Consider the following 17118-nt stretch of genomic DNA (forward strand, 5'->3'; position numbering starts at 1 on the left):
TTAAAATAAGTGTGGGATTATTCCTGCAATATATCCAAAAATCAAGCAAATAATACTAATTGCCCAAATATAAAAGAATGAGCGTTTAATATGGTCTTTTATAGATACATCAGCAAGACCACATCCAAGTAATGTAGCAGGAACAACAGGGCTTATAAATGTAGCACAATTTCTAGCTAAAACCATAATAATAGCAAGGTTCATTGGGTCAATTCCAAAAGCATTTGTAACGCTTAAAACCACAGGCATAACGCCATAAAAATAAGAATCCGTGCAAAAGATTAATGCCATAGGAACAGCAAGCAAGCCTACTACTAAAGGAATTAAATTACCATATTCATTAGGCACAAGAGTTAGAATTGAAGCTCCCATTTTATTCATAATTCCACTTTTATCAAATACACCGATTAAAATTCCTGCACCAATTAAAGTAATATACATCATTATTGCTCCACCACTTGCTTTATCTAAAACTTTTTTAGCTATTTTTAAATTAGGATAATTTAGTGGCAACGCAATTGCAAAACCTATCATAAAGCAAACATAAGAAGGTAATACATTAATTACTAAAGCAGCAATAACAGCTATTAGTAAAAATACATTTACTAAGAAAAATTTATCGTTTTGAAATTCGCTTTTTTCAATTTCAAGTTTAATTCCTTCAAGATTACCACCAGCACCACGCCTTTTTTCTTGATAACCGATAAAAATAGCTAAAGCTAGTGCTAAAACAAGACCTAAAACTTGCATAGGGATTAATTGATGCCATAAATCATTCGCGTCAGCTTTAATAACCGTTGCAGCTCTTAGAGTTGGACCTCCCCAAGGAAGAACATTCATAACACCCATTGCACTAGCACAAATTAATAAAAGCGATGATTTTCTCATTCCAAGTCTTTCATAAATTGGAAGCATAGCTGGAATAACTATTAAAAATGTAGCTGCTCCACTACCATCAAGATGAACAAACATTGCCATAAGTGAAGTAAGAATTGTGATTACAAATACATTTGGTGTAACTTTGCTAAGTAAGAAATTAATAATTTTATTAAAAAATCCACTAGCACTAAGCACACTAAAAAAAAGAATAGAAAATACAAATAAAGCCGCTGTATCGCTAACGGTGTTTACACCATCTTTTATAAAACCTTTCATTGCTTTAAAGTTTAAAACATCTCCTTTAACTCCTAAAGCTTTTCCGACTTCTAACCCACAATAATCCATTATCATAAGCATTGCAGCAACTACAAAGCTAACTAAAATAAATGCTATCGCAGGAGTGGTTTTATCTTTTAAGAGTAGCCATACAATAAATCCAAGCCCAATAAAGCCTGTAAGTGATAAAAATAAATCCATTTTTAACCTCCATAAAAAAATGTTAGATTTTAACAAAGTTACAATTTGAAATAATTGAAAATGGATAATTTTTTTAAAAAGTGTTAAGTTTCGTAACAAATTTTAGAATTTAAGAAAAAATTAAAAAATAATAATTCAAATTCTAAAAAGAATTTGAATTAATAATTAATCTTGTTTATTAGGTAAGATTAGATTTAGAATAATTGCAAGTAAGGCACTAAGTCCAACTCCTGAAAACGAAACGCTTCCAAAACTAGCACTAAGCCCACCAACACCTACAATCAAAGTAGAGCTAATAATTACTAGGTTTTTATTATTAGTTAAATCTATTTTAGCATCAACTAAGGTTTTAATCCCAAGACTAGCAATTGTTCCAAATAAAAGTATCATAACTCCACCCATTACAGGCAATGGAATTGATTGTAAAATAGCATTAAATTTACCCACAAATGCAAGTAATATTGCAAATATTGCAGCCCAAGTCATAATTTTAACTTGTGCGTTTTTTGTAATCATTATTGCACCTGTAACTTCTGAATAAGTTGTAACTGGAGGACCACCTATTAAACCTGCAACACAAACTCCAACACCATCTCCGCTTAAAGTTCTATGAAGACCTGGGTCTTTTGTGTAATCTTTTTTAGTTACTGCACCTATTGCCATAACTGCACCAATATGCTCAATTACAGGAGCAATTGCAACAGGTATCATAAAAATTGCTGCACTAAAATTAATGCTAGGTGTTTCAAAATGTGGTATTGCAAACCAAGGTGCAGCTTTAATTGCACTAGTATCAACATAGCCTAAAATAAAGGCTAAAATATATCCACAAATAGCACCTATTAAAATAGGAACTAATTTAAACATTTTTGAGCCAAAAATAGCAATTACAATAGTAACTAAGAATGAAAAAGTAGAAAGCATTAAAGCTATATCTTTATCAATTACTTGAGTTGAGCCACTCATACCCATAGCCATTCCAGCCGCACTTACAGCAACGCTAAGACCTATTACGATGATTACAGGGCCAATTACAACTGCGGGAAAAAGTTTGCTAATAAAACTCTCGCCTTTTGTTTTGATAATTGCAGCAAAGATAAAATAAACAAATCCTGTGCAAAATAAGGCAAACATAGTTGAATTAATTCCCCATTCTTTCATAGAATAAATTATAGGGGTTATGAATGCAAATGATGAGCCAAGATATATAGGAACTTTAAATTTCGTAATGATTTGAAAAATAATCGTTCCGCACCCAGCACCTAAAAGAGCCATTGCAGGATTTAGTCCGGTAAGTAAAGGAACTAATACCATTGCACCAAAGGCTACGAATAAAATCTGAAGTCCAGATATCGCGTCTTTAATCATAAAAAAATCCTTTTTTATTTTGAGTTATTATCTCACAGGGGTAAGGTAAAAAAGGATTTTTTTCATTAAATTAAATAAACATAAAGGAGGATTGGTGACCCATACGAGACTCGAACTCGTGTTACCGCCGTGAAAGGGCGATGTCCTAACCGCTAGACGAATGGGCCTTTCAAGAAGTTTTTTCTTGTGATGTAAAAGCCGTTATTATATGTGAAAATTCTTAAAGTTTTCTTAAATTATAAAAATTTTTTCAATTTTTTTAAAATTTTTGTAAAAAATTGTAATTTTGATGAAAATTTTCAATTTAAAAACGACAATTTTAATCTTTTATGTTTAATATTTACATTTTTTTATAAGGAGAATATATGAAAGAATTAAAAGAAGCAAGGCTTAGATTAGTTGCTATGCCAAAAGATACAAATCCTGCAGGCAATATTTTTGGTGGTTGGATAATGAGTCAAATAGATTTAGCTGGTGCAGTTGCAGCTAAAGAAATAGCAAATGGTAGAGTAGTTACTATTGCAGTTGAACAAATGACCTTTAAAAAACCTGTTTATGTTGGAGATATTGTGAGCTTTTATGCTGATATTGTAAAAGTTGGAAGCACATCAATACAAGTTCAAGTAGAAGTTATCGCTGAACGCTGCACTCCTAAATTATATGGAGTTTGTGTGCCTGTTACAAGTGCGCTTTTAACTTATGTAAATGTTGATGAAAACGGAGAAAAAATCAAAATTGATGAGAATTTAAAACGCTACAAGGGATTTTAATAATCCCTTTTATTCAACCTACTTTTTAAACTTACTTGTTAGAATTAAAAAAACTTTTAAGGATAATTATGAAATATGTTTTATTTGATACAGAAACTACAGGAAATACAGAATTAGATAGGATTATTCAAGTAGGTGCTTTGGTAATTGATAGCGAAAAATATGAATTTAATGAAATAGAATATGCTGAAAATATTTTTGACAATATACAAGAAAGAAAAGTTTTAGTATTTGATGAATTATGCAGTAGCGAAGTAAATATTTCTTTTGAAGCTATGGAAGTTCATAATATAACCCCTGAAATGCTTATTAATAAGCCAAAATTTAGTGAAACGAAATTTTCAAAAATGTTAAATAAACTTAATTCAAACGAAAATTACTTAATAGCTCATAATATTAAGTTTGATTTAGGAATGTTAGAAAAAGAAGGCTTTCAAAATAATTTTAAATTAATTGATACTTATAAGTGTGCTAAGGCTATTTTTCCTGACTTTAATCATCACAGATTGCAATATTTAAGATATTTTTTAGGGCTTTATAAAATTGAGCAAGAAGAAGCACAAAAATTAGGAATAATTATAAAAGCCCACGATGCAATAGGTGATGTTTTGGTTATGAAATTATTATTAGATGAATTATTAAAGCATAAAAATTATGAAGAATTACACGAAATTACAAAAGCTCCATTAATTAGCACTAAATTTAGCTTTGGCAAATATAAAGGCAAAAGTTTTGATGAGGTTAGAGCTGTTGATAATGGATATTTGTTGTGGGCTATGAATAATTTAGATGATGAAGATTTAAAATATTCTATCAAAAAATTTTTAGGATTAATTTGAGAATTTAAATCTCAAATTATCATTTTTTCTATGTTATATTTTCTATATAATTAATGTTATTATCGTTTATTGCTATTAAATCTATGCAATAATTTAAATTATTGTAATCTTCATAATATTGATTAAAAATATAAATAGATTTTATAATTCTTTCTAATTTTTTTGGTGTTAAATAATATTCGCTTTCATAATTTTTGCTTGATTTTACTTCAATAAAATGCAAGGTTTTATCCTTTAAAGCGATTATGTCAATTTCTCCAAATTTGGTTTTATAATTTGTTTTAATTATTTTAAAATTATTTTTTTCTAAGTATTTTTTAGCTTTTTGTTCGTTTTCATAGCCAAAAATATATGACTTTAGTCCTTTTATACTCTTATTTAATAAGTTCTCTTGCTTCATTTATTAAATCTTCGTTAGGATAAATTCCGCAAAAATACTCAAAAGCAAGGGCTGCTTGAAAAATAAGCATATCAAGTCCATCTTGAGTAATAATATTTGGATTTTTTAACTTACAAAAATCTAAAAATATATCGTGATTATATGCTAAATCATAAGCAATTTTTGTATTTTTTGCTAGTTTTTCTAAAAGATTTTCTTCTAAAGGTAGTAGATTTTTTAAACTTGCGCTTGTTGAGTTTATAATTAAATCAAATTCAAATTCATCTAATGTCGTATGAACTTCGCATAAAAAATCATCTTTTTTACTTCTATTAATTACTTTGGTTTTTATATTATTTTTTGCTAAAGAATAATAAACAGCCCTAGCAGCCCCACCTGCCCCTATTATTAAGGCATTGTTTATTTTGTAATTTTTTATAGGTTCATAAAACCCAAATATATCAGTATTATAAGCTTTTAAAGTTCCATTATCATTTATTATAGTATTTGCTGCTTTTGTGTTTATAACGCCTTCATCTTTATAATTTGCTAGTATTGCAACTTCTTCTTTATAAGGTAAAGTTACATTAACACCTTTATATTTTAAAATTGTGTTTTTTAAATCATTTGGATTTTCTACTAAAATTTTCTCATAATTAGCATTTATATTTAATCTTTCATACCATAGGTTATGAATTATAGGAGATTTTGAGTGAGCGATAGGATTTCCTATCACTCCGTAAATATTATTTTGCATGATAATAAAATGCGTCTTTTTTCACATTATCTCTTACAAATTTTAAGGCATTTGCTTTATCAGAATTTGAATAAGGTCCTACAATTACTCTACTCATACCTTTATTATCAGTAACTACTTTATATTGTAATCCTAGCGTATCTAGTTTTTTAATTTCGTGTGATTTTAGGTCAATATTTTTACCTGCATATACTTGAATATAGCTTCCATTATCACTTGTAGTAGGTGCTTTATTTGCTGGTTTTTCTTGTTGAGCAACTGGTTTTTTAACATTTAATGTATCAAATACTGAGTTTTCTTGTTTTGTTGTTTGAGTAGCTTGTTTTTTCTCTTCTACAACCACAGGCTTTTTCTCTTCAACTACAGTAGGTTTTACTTCTTCTTTAGGAGTTTCAAGTGCTGGCGTAGGTTGTTGATTTGCTTTTGCTAATTCTTTTACAACATTTTGAACTTCTTGAGATTTTTTAGGTTCTGGTTCTACTATATTATTTTCTTTTTTTAATCTTTCTTCTAAAGATGTAAAATCATCACTAAAACCATCATTTTCACTTTTTAAATTCTCAAAAACTTCATTATCTTGAGCTTTTTGTTCAAATGTAGCATTAGGTTCTATCGGTGGTAATGGGCTTTTTTGACTATCTCCATTGCTTATTAATTTATATATAATTAAGGCAATTAGAAAAACTATTATGCCTATAATTATCTTAAATAACATTTGTTTTTGTTTATTCTTTTTGTTGTTACTTTCTAAAACTAAATCTTCAAATTTATTGTGTTCTTGCATTTTCAATCCTTTACATATGTTTTGACCAAGATGCCCCACGCTCTTTTTGATAAATTTCATAAGGTAATGCTAAAATATTGTATTCCTTAGGCATATCAAGTGTTGGAAATACTCTCCATTCAACGGGCATTTTTTGAGCCAACATTGCACTTAGTTTATTAGCTAATCCACAACCTTCGGCAAATGCAGTATGACCTTTGTGAATATATAAATGAAGATGACCTGGCGTTTTGCTTTTATAAGCTGTGAAATTAATAAAACCTTCTTCTCTTAATAATAATTGAGCTCTATGCCAAAATTTTTCAGTATTAAAACCATTGTAGTCAAATACTATATTTTCTACTTTATCTTGTGCGTTTATTAAATTGTGAGCTATTGTTATTTTACCTTCTGAATGTTCTCTTATTAAGCTTGGAGATAAAAACTCATTAACTCTTTCATACTTATTAAAAAAAGTTCTACCTTTATGCTCAATTTTGCTTACTATAGTATCTCTTTTTATAAAATAATGTGAATTAATCATTTTAATTAAGGCTAATTCATTGCTTGTTAACATTTTAAGTCCTTATATAATGGGAAATTTTCGCTTAATTTTAGCGTAGTTTCTTTTGCTTTTTTTATAATTTCATCGTTATTTAAATTCTTTAGCACTAAGCTTATTGTCTGTGCTATTACTTTCATTTCTTCTTCTTTCATACCACGAGCACTAAGTGCAGCAGTGCCAAGTCTTAATCCACTTGTAATAAAAGGAGAACGCTTTTCGTTAGGAACGCTATTTTTATTAGCTGTAATACCTGCTTTTTCCAATGCTATTTGAGCATCTTTTCCACTAAATTCACAATCACTAAAATCCATTAACAATAAGTGATTGTCAGTTCCACCGCTTACTAATTTAAATCCTTCTTTTAGCAATTCATCGGCTAATACCTTGCAATTTTTTATAACTTGATTAGCGTATGTTTTCCAACTTTCATCAAGATTATATTTAAATCCAACTGCTTTTGCTGCAATAATATGCATTAATGGACCACCTTGAAGGTTAGGAAAGATTGCTGAATTTATTTTTTTTGCAAGTTCTTCATCATTAGTCATTATTATCCCACCTCTTGGCCCTCTTAGAGTTTTATGAGTTGTTGAAGTTACTATGTGAGCGTGTGGAAATGGACTTGGGTGAAGATTGGCTACTACAAGACCGGCAATATGTGCAATATCAGCTAATAAAAATGCTCCTACTTTATCAGCAATTTTACGAAATCTTTCAAAATCAATTATTCTAGCATAAGCACTAGCACCACAAACTATTAATTTTGGTTTTACTTCTAGGGCAATTTTTTCAATTTCATCATAATTTAAATAACCATTTTCATCTACTCCGTAGCTATAGCTAGTATATACTTTGCCACTTGCATTTACCTTTGAGCCGTGAGTTAAATGCCCACCTGCACTTAAATCCATTCCTAAAATAATATCTCCTGGATTTAATAATGCTGCGTATGCACCTTGATTTGCTTGTGAGCCTGAATGGGGTTGAACATTTGCGTAATTGCAATTAAATAATTTTTTACAACGCTCAATTGCTAAAACTTCCGCTTTATCAACGATTTCACAACCACCATAATATCTTTTTGATGGATAGCCTTCTGCGTATTTATTTGTAAGAATACTACCTGTAGCCATCATAACTTCAGGAAAAGTGAAATTCTCACTAGCAATCATTTCTAAATTCTCATTTTGTCTTTTAAATTCTTCTTTTATAATTTCATTAATTTCTGTATCAAATATCATCTTAACCCCTTTTTTATATATAAATTCTCGCTAGTAATCATTCACAAATTGAAATTATCAATCCTTTTTAGGACGCATAGCAGGGAATAATATTACATCTTTGATTGATTTTTTGTTAGTTAGCATCATAACAAGTCTATCAATTCCTATGCCCTCACCTGCAGTTGGTGCCATACCAAACCCTAACGCATTTACGAAATCTTCATCCATTTCGCATGCTTCATCATTTCCAGCTTTTTTAGCTTCTACTTGAGCCAAAAATCTTTCGTATTGATCAAGTGGGTCATTTAATTCGTTAAATCCATTTGCAAGTTCTTTTCCAGCTATAAATAATTCAAATCTCTCAGCTATTTCAGGATTTTCATCACTTCTTCTACTTAATGGACTAATTGATACTGGAAAATCCGTAATAAATGTAGGATTTATAAGCTTGTCTTCTACATAATTATCAAATAATTCTGCTTGTAAATGTCCTAAATCTAATTTTTCATTTGCTTCAAATCCATCAGCCTTTAATTTCTTTAAAATTGCAGCTTTATCATTTACTATAGTAGCATCAATACCACCTATTTGAACTAAGGCATCTTTATATGGAATTTTTGCAAATGGAGTGCTAAAATCTATTTGCTTATCATCGTATGTAATAGTAGTGCTAAGTCCTAAGTGAGCTATTAATTTGCTTAATAAATCTTCAGTTAAATTCATTAAATCCTTATAATTATGATAAGCCCAATAAAACTCAATCGTGCTAAACTCAGGATTGTGAGTAAGATCCATTCCTTCGTTTCTAAAGCAACGATTTAATTCAAATACAGCTTCAAAACCACCAACTATTAAGCGTTTTAAGTAAAGTTCAGGTGCAATTCTTAAAAATCTATCAACACCTAAAGTATTATGATGAGTAATGAATGGTCTTGCGTTAGCTCCGCCTGCAATTTCGTGCATCATAGGAGTTTCAACTTCTAAAAATCCTAGATTTTCAAAATATCTTCTAACAAATGAAACAATCTTACTTCTATTAACAAAATCTTGTCTAATTTCAGCATTCATAATCATATCAAGATATCTTTGTCTATAGCGGCTTTCCATATCCACTAAGCCGTGAAATTTTTCAGGTAATACGCAAATACTTTTAGTAACTAAATCTAATTTATCTACATGAATACTAAATTCGCCTTTTTTTGTTACGAAAGCATAACCACGAACTTTAATAATATCGCCTACTTCTATGAGTTTTTTAATATTATCAAACCAAGTTTCATCAATTGTGCTTTTATTAAAATAAATCTGAATTGAGCCACTAAAGTCTTCAATGTTCGCAAAAACGGCTTTCCCACCATCACGCATAAATTTAATTCTACCGATTAATTCACAGATTTCTTCTGCTTTTTTTTCTTCAAGTTCATTTATGAAATCATATTTATCTTTAAATTCTTTTATACTCATCGGTTTTGTTACAAAATGAGAATAAGGATTAATACCTAAAGACCTTAGTTCGTTAGCTTTACTAATTTTTTGCTGTTCTAGTGGGTTTTCAAACATATTTTTACCTTTCTTTATATTAAATTATTTTTTTTGACATTCTTTGCAAGTTCCATATAATTGCATTAAATGGCTTGATAGTTTAAAACCATGTTCTTTTGCAATTTTTAATTGTCTTTGCTCTACTATATCATCTTGAAATTCTATAATTTTATTACAAGATTTACAAATCATATGGTCGTGGTGTGGCTTGTTTGCAAGCTCAAATTTTTTACCTGCAGTTCCAAAAGAAATTGAAGTTACCATTCCTGATTCTTCTAAAAGATTTAAAGTTCTATAAATTGTTGCGATACCTATGTTTTGATTAGGATCCATTTCTTTTAATGCTTCATAAAGTTCATCTGGAGTGCAGTGTTCGTCATTGTTATAAAGTAATTTTAATAAACTTTCTCTTTGTTTTGTGTATTTTAATCCACTTGTTTTTAGAATTTTTTTAAATTCTTCTAATAATACATCGTATTCCATATTTTCCATGTTTTCTCCTTTTATTTTGAATTTTCTTCTTTTAATTCATTATTTAATAAATTTTCTTTTTTTGTATTTATAGTATTTTGAATCGCTTGTATATTAGCAATTGCTCCACCTGTTTGAATTAAAACAGGATACATCATACTATTTGCAAAAAATTGGTTTACTTTACTATTTATTATAGGTAAGGCATTTATACAAGATGCAATTATAGAAAAAATTATAAATATTTTTCCAGCGCAAAATATAAATCCCATAATTTTATCAATTATTCCAAGTCCGCTTAAGGCTACTAGTTTTGATATTATTCTTCCTAAAATAAGAAAAATTCCCCAAACTATAACTAAAGTTATAACAAAACCACATAGGTTTAATAAAAGCTCATTATCGCTTTTATAAACATATTGATTAATTAATGCCCCTACTTTTTCTGAATTGCTAGTGCTTACATATACGCCTACTAAAATACCAGCTAATCCAAAACCTTCTTTAATAAGTCCTGAAATAATTCCACCAATACCTAAAATTAGCGTTACGCCAATTATTACACAATCTAGTATTAAGCCGCTATTCATATCAAATTCACTAGCTCATTATATTGAGTGCTATATCTTAAAGCAAGCTCACGAGTGATTAAACCAGAGCGAACCGCTTCAACTAAGCTTTGTGTTTGGGTTTTCATACCTGTGCCTTGTTGATTTAACTGCATTTGTGAATATATTTGATGGTTTTTGTTTTCACGAATAAGGTTTGCAATAGCCATATTATTAATCATAATTTCGTGAATTGCTAAACGACCACCACCTTTTTTAGGTATTAAGCTTTGTGCTATAACTGCTTGTAATGAAAACGATAACATATTTCTAATTTGGTCTTGCTCTCCACCACTAAAGCTATCTACGATACGGTTGATTGTTTGCATAGCTGAGTTTGTATGTAGGGTTCCAAATACTAAGTGACCTGTTTCAGCTGCTGTAATTGCTGCTGCTATTGTTTCTCTATCTCTCATCTCACCGATTAAGATAATATCAGGGTCTTGTCTTAAAGCATATTTTAAAGCTGTTTGAAAGCTTTTAGTATCTATATCAACGTTTCTGTAAGAAAATACTGATTTTTTGTTTTTATGCATAAATTCAACTGGGTGTTCTATGGTTAAAATATGCTTACTTTCTGTTGCGTTGATTTCATTTAACATTGCTGCTAGAGTTGTTGACTTACCAGAACCTGTTGGACCTGTTACAAGAATTAGTCCTTTTTCTTTTTTGATTAATTCTTTAAAAATTGGTGGTGCTTTTAAATCATCTAAACTAGGGATATTTTCAGGAATTAGACGAAATGCAGCTGCAAGTTTTCCTTCTTCAACATAGTAATAGTTTGCCCTAAAACGCCCTACTCCTTCAACTGCATAAGCGAAGTCTAGTTCTCTTTCTTCTTCTAAGGTTGCTTTTTGTGCGTCTGATAAAATACTATAACAAGAAGCTTTAATAATTTCAGAATTTAAAACAGCAAATTCCAAATCATTCAAAGTTCCGTGAATTCTTAAAAGTGGTTTTCTACCAGGAATAAAGTGCAAATCACTCGCATCATTTTCTTTCATAAATGTTAAAATTCCATTCATTTGAATGGTATTAACGCTATCTTGAGTTTGAATATTTTCTTCCATTTATTTTCCTTATTCTATGATTTTAGGTACAGAGAAAAAATGTCCATTTGTAGATGGTGCATTTTTTAAAATATCTTCAATAACTTCTGATTTTTGTGGTATATCTTCTCTTAGTGGAGTATAATTTAAATTATTGATTTTTAAATTATTAGTATCAATTTCATTTAAATTATCTACGAATTTTAAAATATCATCAAAATCAGCAATTAGTTCTTTTCTTACATTATCATTTAACCTAATTGATGATAATTTTTCTAATCTTTCTAATAGCTTTTCATTGACTACCATAAGTTCACCTTGCTTTAATAAAATTTCATCTGATTATATAATAAAAATTTAATATAGCACTAAATTTATCAAGATTTACGAAAAATTGTTACAATTTCAGCTTTAATTTTATTAATTTTTAAGGAATTTAATTTGAAAGAAAATTCATATAGCGTAGAAGAATTTGGCATTAAAGTTGAAAGATTTATTAGAAAATACAAATTTCTTTTTATATTTTTGATAATCGTAATTGTTGCTTATTTTGTCATAACATCTATTAATGATTCTATAAAACAAAAAACAAAAGAAGAAGCAAATGCTTTATATAATGAGCTATTAATTACTAAAAATAATGATAAATTAAATCAATTAAAATCTTTAAATCCTAATTTATATTTAGCAGTGCTTTTAGATGAAAAATATTTAGATGAATTATTACAATTTAATCCTAGTAATGAGGATAAATTATTATTAGAAATTTATAAAGCTAGAGAATTTAAATCAGATTTTTTCTTAACAGATTTAAAAACAATACAAGAAGCTTATGCGTTGTTAAAAGATAATAAAATTAAAGAAGCTGAAGTAAAACTTAATTCAATAAGTGCAAATTCTGTATTTTTAAGAATTGCTAATAATTTAAAACATTATCAAGGTAACCAATGAAAAAATATTCTTTAATAGCTTTATCTTTAGTATTTTTAGCGGCTTGTTCAGGTTCAAAACAATACTATAAGCCAGAAAATACTCAAAAGCTTACAACAATTAAAACGAAAAATGAGAATATCTTGAAGAATTTTAAAGGCTATGAAATCATTAACAAACAAGATAATATCTTGTATTTATCTAATGATTTAGGATTTTTAAAAATCTTAAAAGATAAAGAAGTAATTTTTGATAAGAAATTTGATGCAAAAATTGTAAGTATCGCAACAGAAGGCAATAAAGCTGTAATGGTTGATGCTTTGAATAATATAATAATATTTGATTTGTTAGAACAAAAATATTTATTTAGTGAAAACTACGGACAAGCAAATGGGGTGGTGAAAAAATTAGCAAATCCTAGTTTTAATAACAATGTGATAATAATTCCTAGCTTAGATGGCAAATTAATCGTTATCAATAACAATACCAATACTTTTATAAGAAGTATAAATGTAGGAACTCAAGAATTTTTTAATAATGTTGTATTTTTAAAAGCTGATAGTGAAAAATTAATCGCAGCAAGTTCTAGTAAGGTATTTACAATAATTGATAATAAAACATATACTAAACTAATCAATATTAAAAAGGCTTTAGAAAAAGATAATTATATTTATATTTTATCAAACGAAGGCGTAATTTATAAATTTGATTATTTATTAAATGAAATTACAAAAATTAAATTTAAATATGCAAACTATAGTGATGTTTATGTTTATAATAACTTTATTTATGCTTTAGAGCATAATGGATACTTGATAAAATTAGATGATAAATTAAATGAATTAGCTGTTTATAATTTAGATTCTAAAATAGATTCAGGTGCTTATTTTAAGGATAATATTTTATTTTATAATAACAAAAGCTATGAATTGAAATGACTTTAATTGATATTGGAAACACAACAGCTTGTGTTTATAAAGAAGAACATGCAAAAAGGATAGAGTTAAAAGACTTTATCCCAAACTCTTTTAAAGAAAAAGTATTTTATATAAGTGTAAATTCTAATTTTTCTACACTACCTAATAACTATATTAATCTTGAACCTTATTTTAGTCTTAACACTTCTTATGTTGGTCTGGGTGTTGATAGAATTGCTTCTTGTTATTGCATTGATTCTGGCATTATTGTAGATGCTGGTAGTGCAATTACAATTGATAAAATGAGTGGTGGTAAACATTTAGGCGGATTTATTTTGCCAGGTATTCAATCATATCTTAATGCTTATAAGAATATTTCTTGTAGATTAGATTATGAATTAAATACATCTATTGATTTAAATTCGTTACCAAATTCCACAAAAGACGCTATTAGCTACGGGATAATTTCAAGTGTTGTAAATAGTATTAATGATTTTGCTAATGATGAGATAATTTATCTAACTGGTGGAGATGCAAGCTTTTTAAGTCAGTTTTTTAAAAATGCAATAAATGAAAAAAATTTAGTATTCCAAGGAATGCAAAAATTAATTAAAGACTTGAATTTATAAATAAATAAAATTATCATTAAAAAAATTACAAAAAGGATGGAGTATGGCACAACATTTTGATGTTATAGTAGTTGGTGGTGGAATTAGTGGAGCGGCTTTGTTTTATGAGCTTAGCAAATATACAAATGTAAAAAAAGTGGCATTAATAGAAAAATATCACGCATTAAGCACTCTCAATTCTAAAGGCACTAGCAATTCTCAAACAATTCATAGCGGAGATATAGAGACAAATTATACTTATGAAAAAGCTTCAAAAGTAAAACCTAACGCTGATATGATTGTAAATTACGCAAAATTAGTAAAAGCAGAAGAGAAGTTTATGTTTTCTCATCAAAAAATGGCTTTAGCTGTTGGTGAAGAAGAATGTGCTTTTATGCAAAAAAGATATGAAGAATTTAAAGATATTTATCCTTATATTAGAAAGTTTGACAAAGCAGAAATAAAAAGAATAGAGCCAAAAGTAGTAGAAGCTTTAGGTGGTGGTGATAGACCTGAAGAAATATTTGCAATGGGTGCATTAGCAGGGGATTGTTATACAACGGTTGATTTTGGCAAAATGAGCGAGAGTTTAGCTGAAGAAGCAATGAAAGCTAATCAAGAAAATCAAATGTTTTTTAATGAAGAAATTGTAAATATTTATAAAAAAGGCGATGTTTTTTATCTAATTAGTGCTAACAAGACTGAATTTAGTGCGAATTTCGTAGTGGTAAATGCAGGTGCTCATTCATTATTTTTAGCACATAAGATGGGTTATGGTCTTGATTATGCCTGTTTGCCTGTTGCAGGTAGTTTTTATCTAACTAAAAAGCATTTATTAAATGGTAAAGTTTATATGGTTCAAAATCCAAAATTACCTTTTGCAGCATTACACGGCGACCCTGATATTTTATGTGATATGAATACTCGTTTTGGTCCGACTGCTTTAGTATTACCTAAGCTTGAGCGTTATCACGGGCTTAAGAGTTTGCCTGAATTTTTTACAACTTTACGCCTTGATGGAACTACTATTAAAATCTTACTTGATTTAATGAAAGATAGCACTATTAGAAATTATATTTTAAGAAATTTCTTATTTGAAGTGCCATACCTTAATAAAAATCTTTTTGTAAAAGACGCTAGAAAAATCGTCCCAAGTCTTACAACTGATGATATAACTTACGCAAAAGGTTTTGGTGGAGTTCGCCCACAAGTGCTAAACAAAACTGAAAAGAAATTAATGCTAGGCGAAGCTAGTATAGTGCCACAAAATCAAGGAATAATCTTTAATATGACCCCAAGTCCAGGTGCGACTAGTTGTATGGGAAATGCTTTAAGAGATTTAAGAATGGTGGTTGATTATTTAAAACTTGAATTTAACGAAGAATTATTCAATAAAGAACTAAGGGGATAAAATGAAAAAAACAAAAATAATAGCAACTTTAGGGCCTGCAAGCGATAGCGAAGAATGTATAAGAGAAATGATAAAAGCAGGTGTTAATGTATTTCGTTTAAATTTTTCTCACGGCTCTCACGAATATCATAAAGCGAATTTAGATAAGGTAAGAAAAATAGCTGAAGAATTAGGCGAAAATATCGGAGTATTACAAGATATTTCAGGGCCAAAGATTAGGGTATTAGAATTACCTGAGCCATTTTTATTAAAAAAAGGCGATAGATTAGATATTTATAGACATACAATAAAGGCTAATCAAAAAGCACAAAATCACTATGAAGTAAGCACAAATTATAATGAAATTCTAGGTGCAGTAAGAGTTAGCGAAGCTATATATTTATGCGATGGTTCTATTAAAGTAATAGTTGAAGATATAAATCAAGATTATTTAAAATGCCAAGTTCAAAACGATGGAAAATTGGCGTCAAATAAAGGTATAAATTTTCCTAATACAAAAATCAATATAGAAGTAATTACTAAAAAAGATAAAGATGATTTATTGTGGGGTGTTAAAAATGATGTTGATTATATGGCAATATCTTTTGTTCAAAACGCTTATGATATCAAAAATGCTAAGCAAATATTAGCCGAAAACGGAAATAAAACTGCTGTTTTTGCAAAGATTGAAAAATTTGACGCTGTTGAGAATATAGATGAAATTCTTAATGTAAGCGATGGGATAATGGTTGCTCGTGGGGATTTAGGAATAGAAGTTCCTTTTTATAAGGTTCCAAGCATACAAAAATCAATAATTAAAAAAGCTAATGAAATAGGTAAGCCAGTAATTACTGCAACTCAAATGCTATTTTCTTTAGCAAATAACAAAAGTGCAACTAGAGCAGAGATAAGCGATGTTGCAAATGCTGTGTTAGATGGAACTGATGCAGTTATGCTTAGCGAAGAAAGTGCAGTTGGAATTGACCCTGTAAATGCTGTTAGCATTATGGCTGCAACGATTAGCGAAGTAGAGAAAATCTATCCATATTGCAATTTTAATCACGATAAAAGAGATATGACTGATACCATCGCAGCATCAGCTGTGCAACTTGCAAAAGATATTAATGCAGACGCATTGATTTGTCTTACAAGTAGTGGTGCGAGTGTTAAAAAAATGGCAAGATATAGACCTGATACAAAGATAATAACAATGAGCCATTGTGATAAAACACTAAAAAGCCTTAGTATTTGTTGGGGTCTTAGTGAAGCTTATGTGGTTGATAAGGCAGGTAGTTTGCACGAACTTTTACAAAATTGTGTAAGAGTAGGGGTAAAAAAAGGCATTATGGATAAGAGTAAAAATTATGTTATTACAGCAGGTTATCCTGTAGGAGAAACAGGTAGCACGAATTTAATCAGAGTTCTTGGAAAAGAACAAATAGAGTATTATTTAAACTTGTAGAAAAAAAGGAATTTAAAATAGGCTTTTGCTTATTTTAAATTCTAAAAAATGAATGATATTTAAACTTATATTAAATAATAATTATTATAATACTTATCAATAATTATGAAAGGAAGTTTAA

19 protein-coding genes and 1 tRNA gene are annotated in these 17118 nt (G+C 28.9%); 7 read left to right on the top strand and 13 right to left on the bottom strand.

The features are described 5' to 3' along the window. The 3 genes from AVBRAN12637_RS02405 to AVBRAN12637_RS02415 all read right to left on the bottom strand — a co-directional run bounded on the left by AVBRAN12637_RS02405 (position 1) and on the right by AVBRAN12637_RS02415 (position 2891). Positions 1-1356, bottom strand: coding sequence for a CitMHS family transporter (locus AVBRAN12637_RS02405; RefSeq protein WP_214149941.1), 1356 nt, complete (start codon positions 1354-1356; stop codon positions 1-3). Positions 1357-1521: 165 nt separating this feature from the next. Next, on the bottom strand, positions 1522-2724 hold the full coding sequence (locus AVBRAN12637_RS02410) for a uracil-xanthine permease family protein (protein ID WP_214116193.1): 1203 nt from the start codon (positions 2722-2724) through the stop codon (positions 1522-1524). Positions 2725-2816: 92 nt separating this feature from the next. Beyond that, positions 2817-2891, bottom strand: a tRNA-Glu gene (locus tag AVBRAN12637_RS02415). 198 nt (positions 2892-3089) lie between these two features. On the opposite strand from AVBRAN12637_RS02415, the gene AVBRAN12637_RS02420 reads away from it, so the two are divergent. Next, positions 3090-3494: an acyl-CoA thioesterase gene (locus tag AVBRAN12637_RS02420; RefSeq protein ID WP_214116195.1), complete on the top strand. Its 405-nt coding sequence runs from the start codon at positions 3090-3092 to the stop codon at positions 3492-3494. Positions 3495-3559: 65 nt separating this feature from the next. Next, positions 3560-4333 (top strand): 3'-5' exonuclease, encoded by a 774-nt coding sequence (locus AVBRAN12637_RS02425; protein WP_336615288.1) that lies wholly within the window; start codon positions 3560-3562, stop codon positions 4331-4333. 28 nt (positions 4334-4361) lie between these two features. On the opposite strand, the gene AVBRAN12637_RS02430 is transcribed toward AVBRAN12637_RS02425, so the two are convergent. From AVBRAN12637_RS02430 to gatC, 10 genes are read right to left on the bottom strand one after another with little or no spacing between them, the layout of a single operon-like run. Further along, the gene (locus tag AVBRAN12637_RS02430) at positions 4362-4733 is read right to left on the bottom strand and encodes a YraN family protein (protein WP_336615246.1); all 372 of its coding nucleotides are present in this window, start codon (positions 4731-4733) and stop codon (positions 4362-4364) included. Then, positions 4708-5469, bottom strand: coding sequence for a shikimate dehydrogenase (locus AVBRAN12637_RS02435; protein ID WP_214119972.1), 762 nt, complete (start codon positions 5467-5469; stop codon positions 4708-4710). The genes AVBRAN12637_RS02430 and AVBRAN12637_RS02435 overlap by 26 nt, the downstream gene beginning before the upstream one ends. Continuing rightward, positions 5459-6253 (bottom strand): SPOR domain-containing protein, encoded by a 795-nt coding sequence (locus AVBRAN12637_RS02440; RefSeq protein WP_214116201.1) that lies wholly within the window; start codon positions 6251-6253, stop codon positions 5459-5461. Before AVBRAN12637_RS02440 ends, AVBRAN12637_RS02435 begins: the two co-directional genes overlap by 11 nt. A 10-nt stretch (positions 6254-6263) precedes the next feature. After that, positions 6264-6809 carry a DUF1882 domain-containing protein gene (locus AVBRAN12637_RS02445; protein ID WP_214116202.1) on the bottom strand — a complete coding sequence of 182 codons (546 nt, stop codon included), beginning with the start codon at positions 6807-6809 and terminating at the stop codon, positions 6264-6266. Then, positions 6803-8038: a serine hydroxymethyltransferase gene (gene glyA / locus AVBRAN12637_RS02450; protein ID WP_336607011.1), complete on the bottom strand. Its 1236-nt coding sequence runs from the start codon at positions 8036-8038 to the stop codon at positions 6803-6805. The genes AVBRAN12637_RS02445 and glyA overlap by 7 nt, the downstream gene beginning before the upstream one ends. Before the next feature lie 57 nt (positions 8039-8095). Beyond that, the gene (gene lysS / locus AVBRAN12637_RS02455; protein ID WP_267524735.1) at positions 8096-9580 is read right to left on the bottom strand and encodes a lysine--tRNA ligase; all 1485 of its coding nucleotides are present in this window, start codon (positions 9578-9580) and stop codon (positions 8096-8098) included. Between the two features lie 24 nt (positions 9581-9604). Beyond that, entirely contained in the window at positions 9605-10054 is a 450-nt protein-coding gene (locus AVBRAN12637_RS02460) for a Fur family transcriptional regulator (RefSeq protein ID WP_214116209.1), read from the bottom strand. An 11-nt stretch (positions 10055-10065) separates the two neighbouring features. Further along, positions 10066-10623: a CvpA family protein gene (locus tag AVBRAN12637_RS02465; protein WP_214116211.1), complete on the bottom strand. Its 558-nt coding sequence runs from the start codon at positions 10621-10623 to the stop codon at positions 10066-10068. Continuing rightward, on the bottom strand, positions 10620-11666 hold the full coding sequence (locus tag AVBRAN12637_RS02470; protein ID WP_275592004.1) for a type IV pilus twitching motility protein PilT: 1047 nt from the start codon (positions 11664-11666) through the stop codon (positions 10620-10622). The genes AVBRAN12637_RS02465 and AVBRAN12637_RS02470 overlap by 4 nt, the downstream gene beginning before the upstream one ends. A 54-nt stretch (positions 11667-11720) precedes the next feature. Then, the gene (gene gatC / locus AVBRAN12637_RS02475) at positions 11721-11999 is read right to left on the bottom strand and encodes an Asp-tRNA(Asn)/Glu-tRNA(Gln) amidotransferase subunit GatC (protein WP_214116213.1); all 279 of its coding nucleotides are present in this window, start codon (positions 11997-11999) and stop codon (positions 11721-11723) included. 132 nt (positions 12000-12131) lie between these two features. Between gatC and AVBRAN12637_RS02480 the strand changes: the two genes are divergently transcribed. From AVBRAN12637_RS02480 to pyk, 5 genes are read left to right on the top strand one after another with little or no spacing between them, the layout of a single operon-like run. Continuing rightward, entirely contained in the window at positions 12132-12641 is a 510-nt protein-coding gene (locus AVBRAN12637_RS02480; protein ID WP_214116215.1) for a hypothetical protein, read from the top strand. Beyond that, complete coding sequence (locus AVBRAN12637_RS02485; RefSeq protein WP_214116217.1) at positions 12638-13558, top strand: hypothetical protein; 921 nt, start codon at positions 12638-12640, stop codon at positions 13556-13558. Before AVBRAN12637_RS02480 ends, AVBRAN12637_RS02485 begins: the two co-directional genes overlap by 4 nt. After that, on the top strand, positions 13555-14166 hold the full coding sequence (locus AVBRAN12637_RS02490) for a type III pantothenate kinase (RefSeq protein ID WP_214116219.1): 612 nt from the start codon (positions 13555-13557) through the stop codon (positions 14164-14166). The genes AVBRAN12637_RS02485 and AVBRAN12637_RS02490 overlap by 4 nt, the downstream gene beginning before the upstream one ends. A 43-nt stretch (positions 14167-14209) precedes the next feature. Then, complete coding sequence (locus AVBRAN12637_RS02495) at positions 14210-15556, top strand: FAD-dependent oxidoreductase (RefSeq protein ID WP_214150335.1); 1347 nt, start codon at positions 14210-14212, stop codon at positions 15554-15556. Between the two features lies 1 nt (position 15557). Then, the gene (gene pyk / locus AVBRAN12637_RS02500) at positions 15558-16997 is read left to right on the top strand and encodes a pyruvate kinase (RefSeq protein ID WP_214116229.1); all 1440 of its coding nucleotides are present in this window, start codon (positions 15558-15560) and stop codon (positions 16995-16997) included. Positions 16998-17118: the final 121 nt, after the last annotated feature.

Origin of the sequence: Campylobacter sp. RM12637, assembly GCF_020137645.1 — a bacterium.
GTDB lineage: Bacteria > Campylobacterota > Campylobacteria > Campylobacterales > Campylobacteraceae > Campylobacter_E.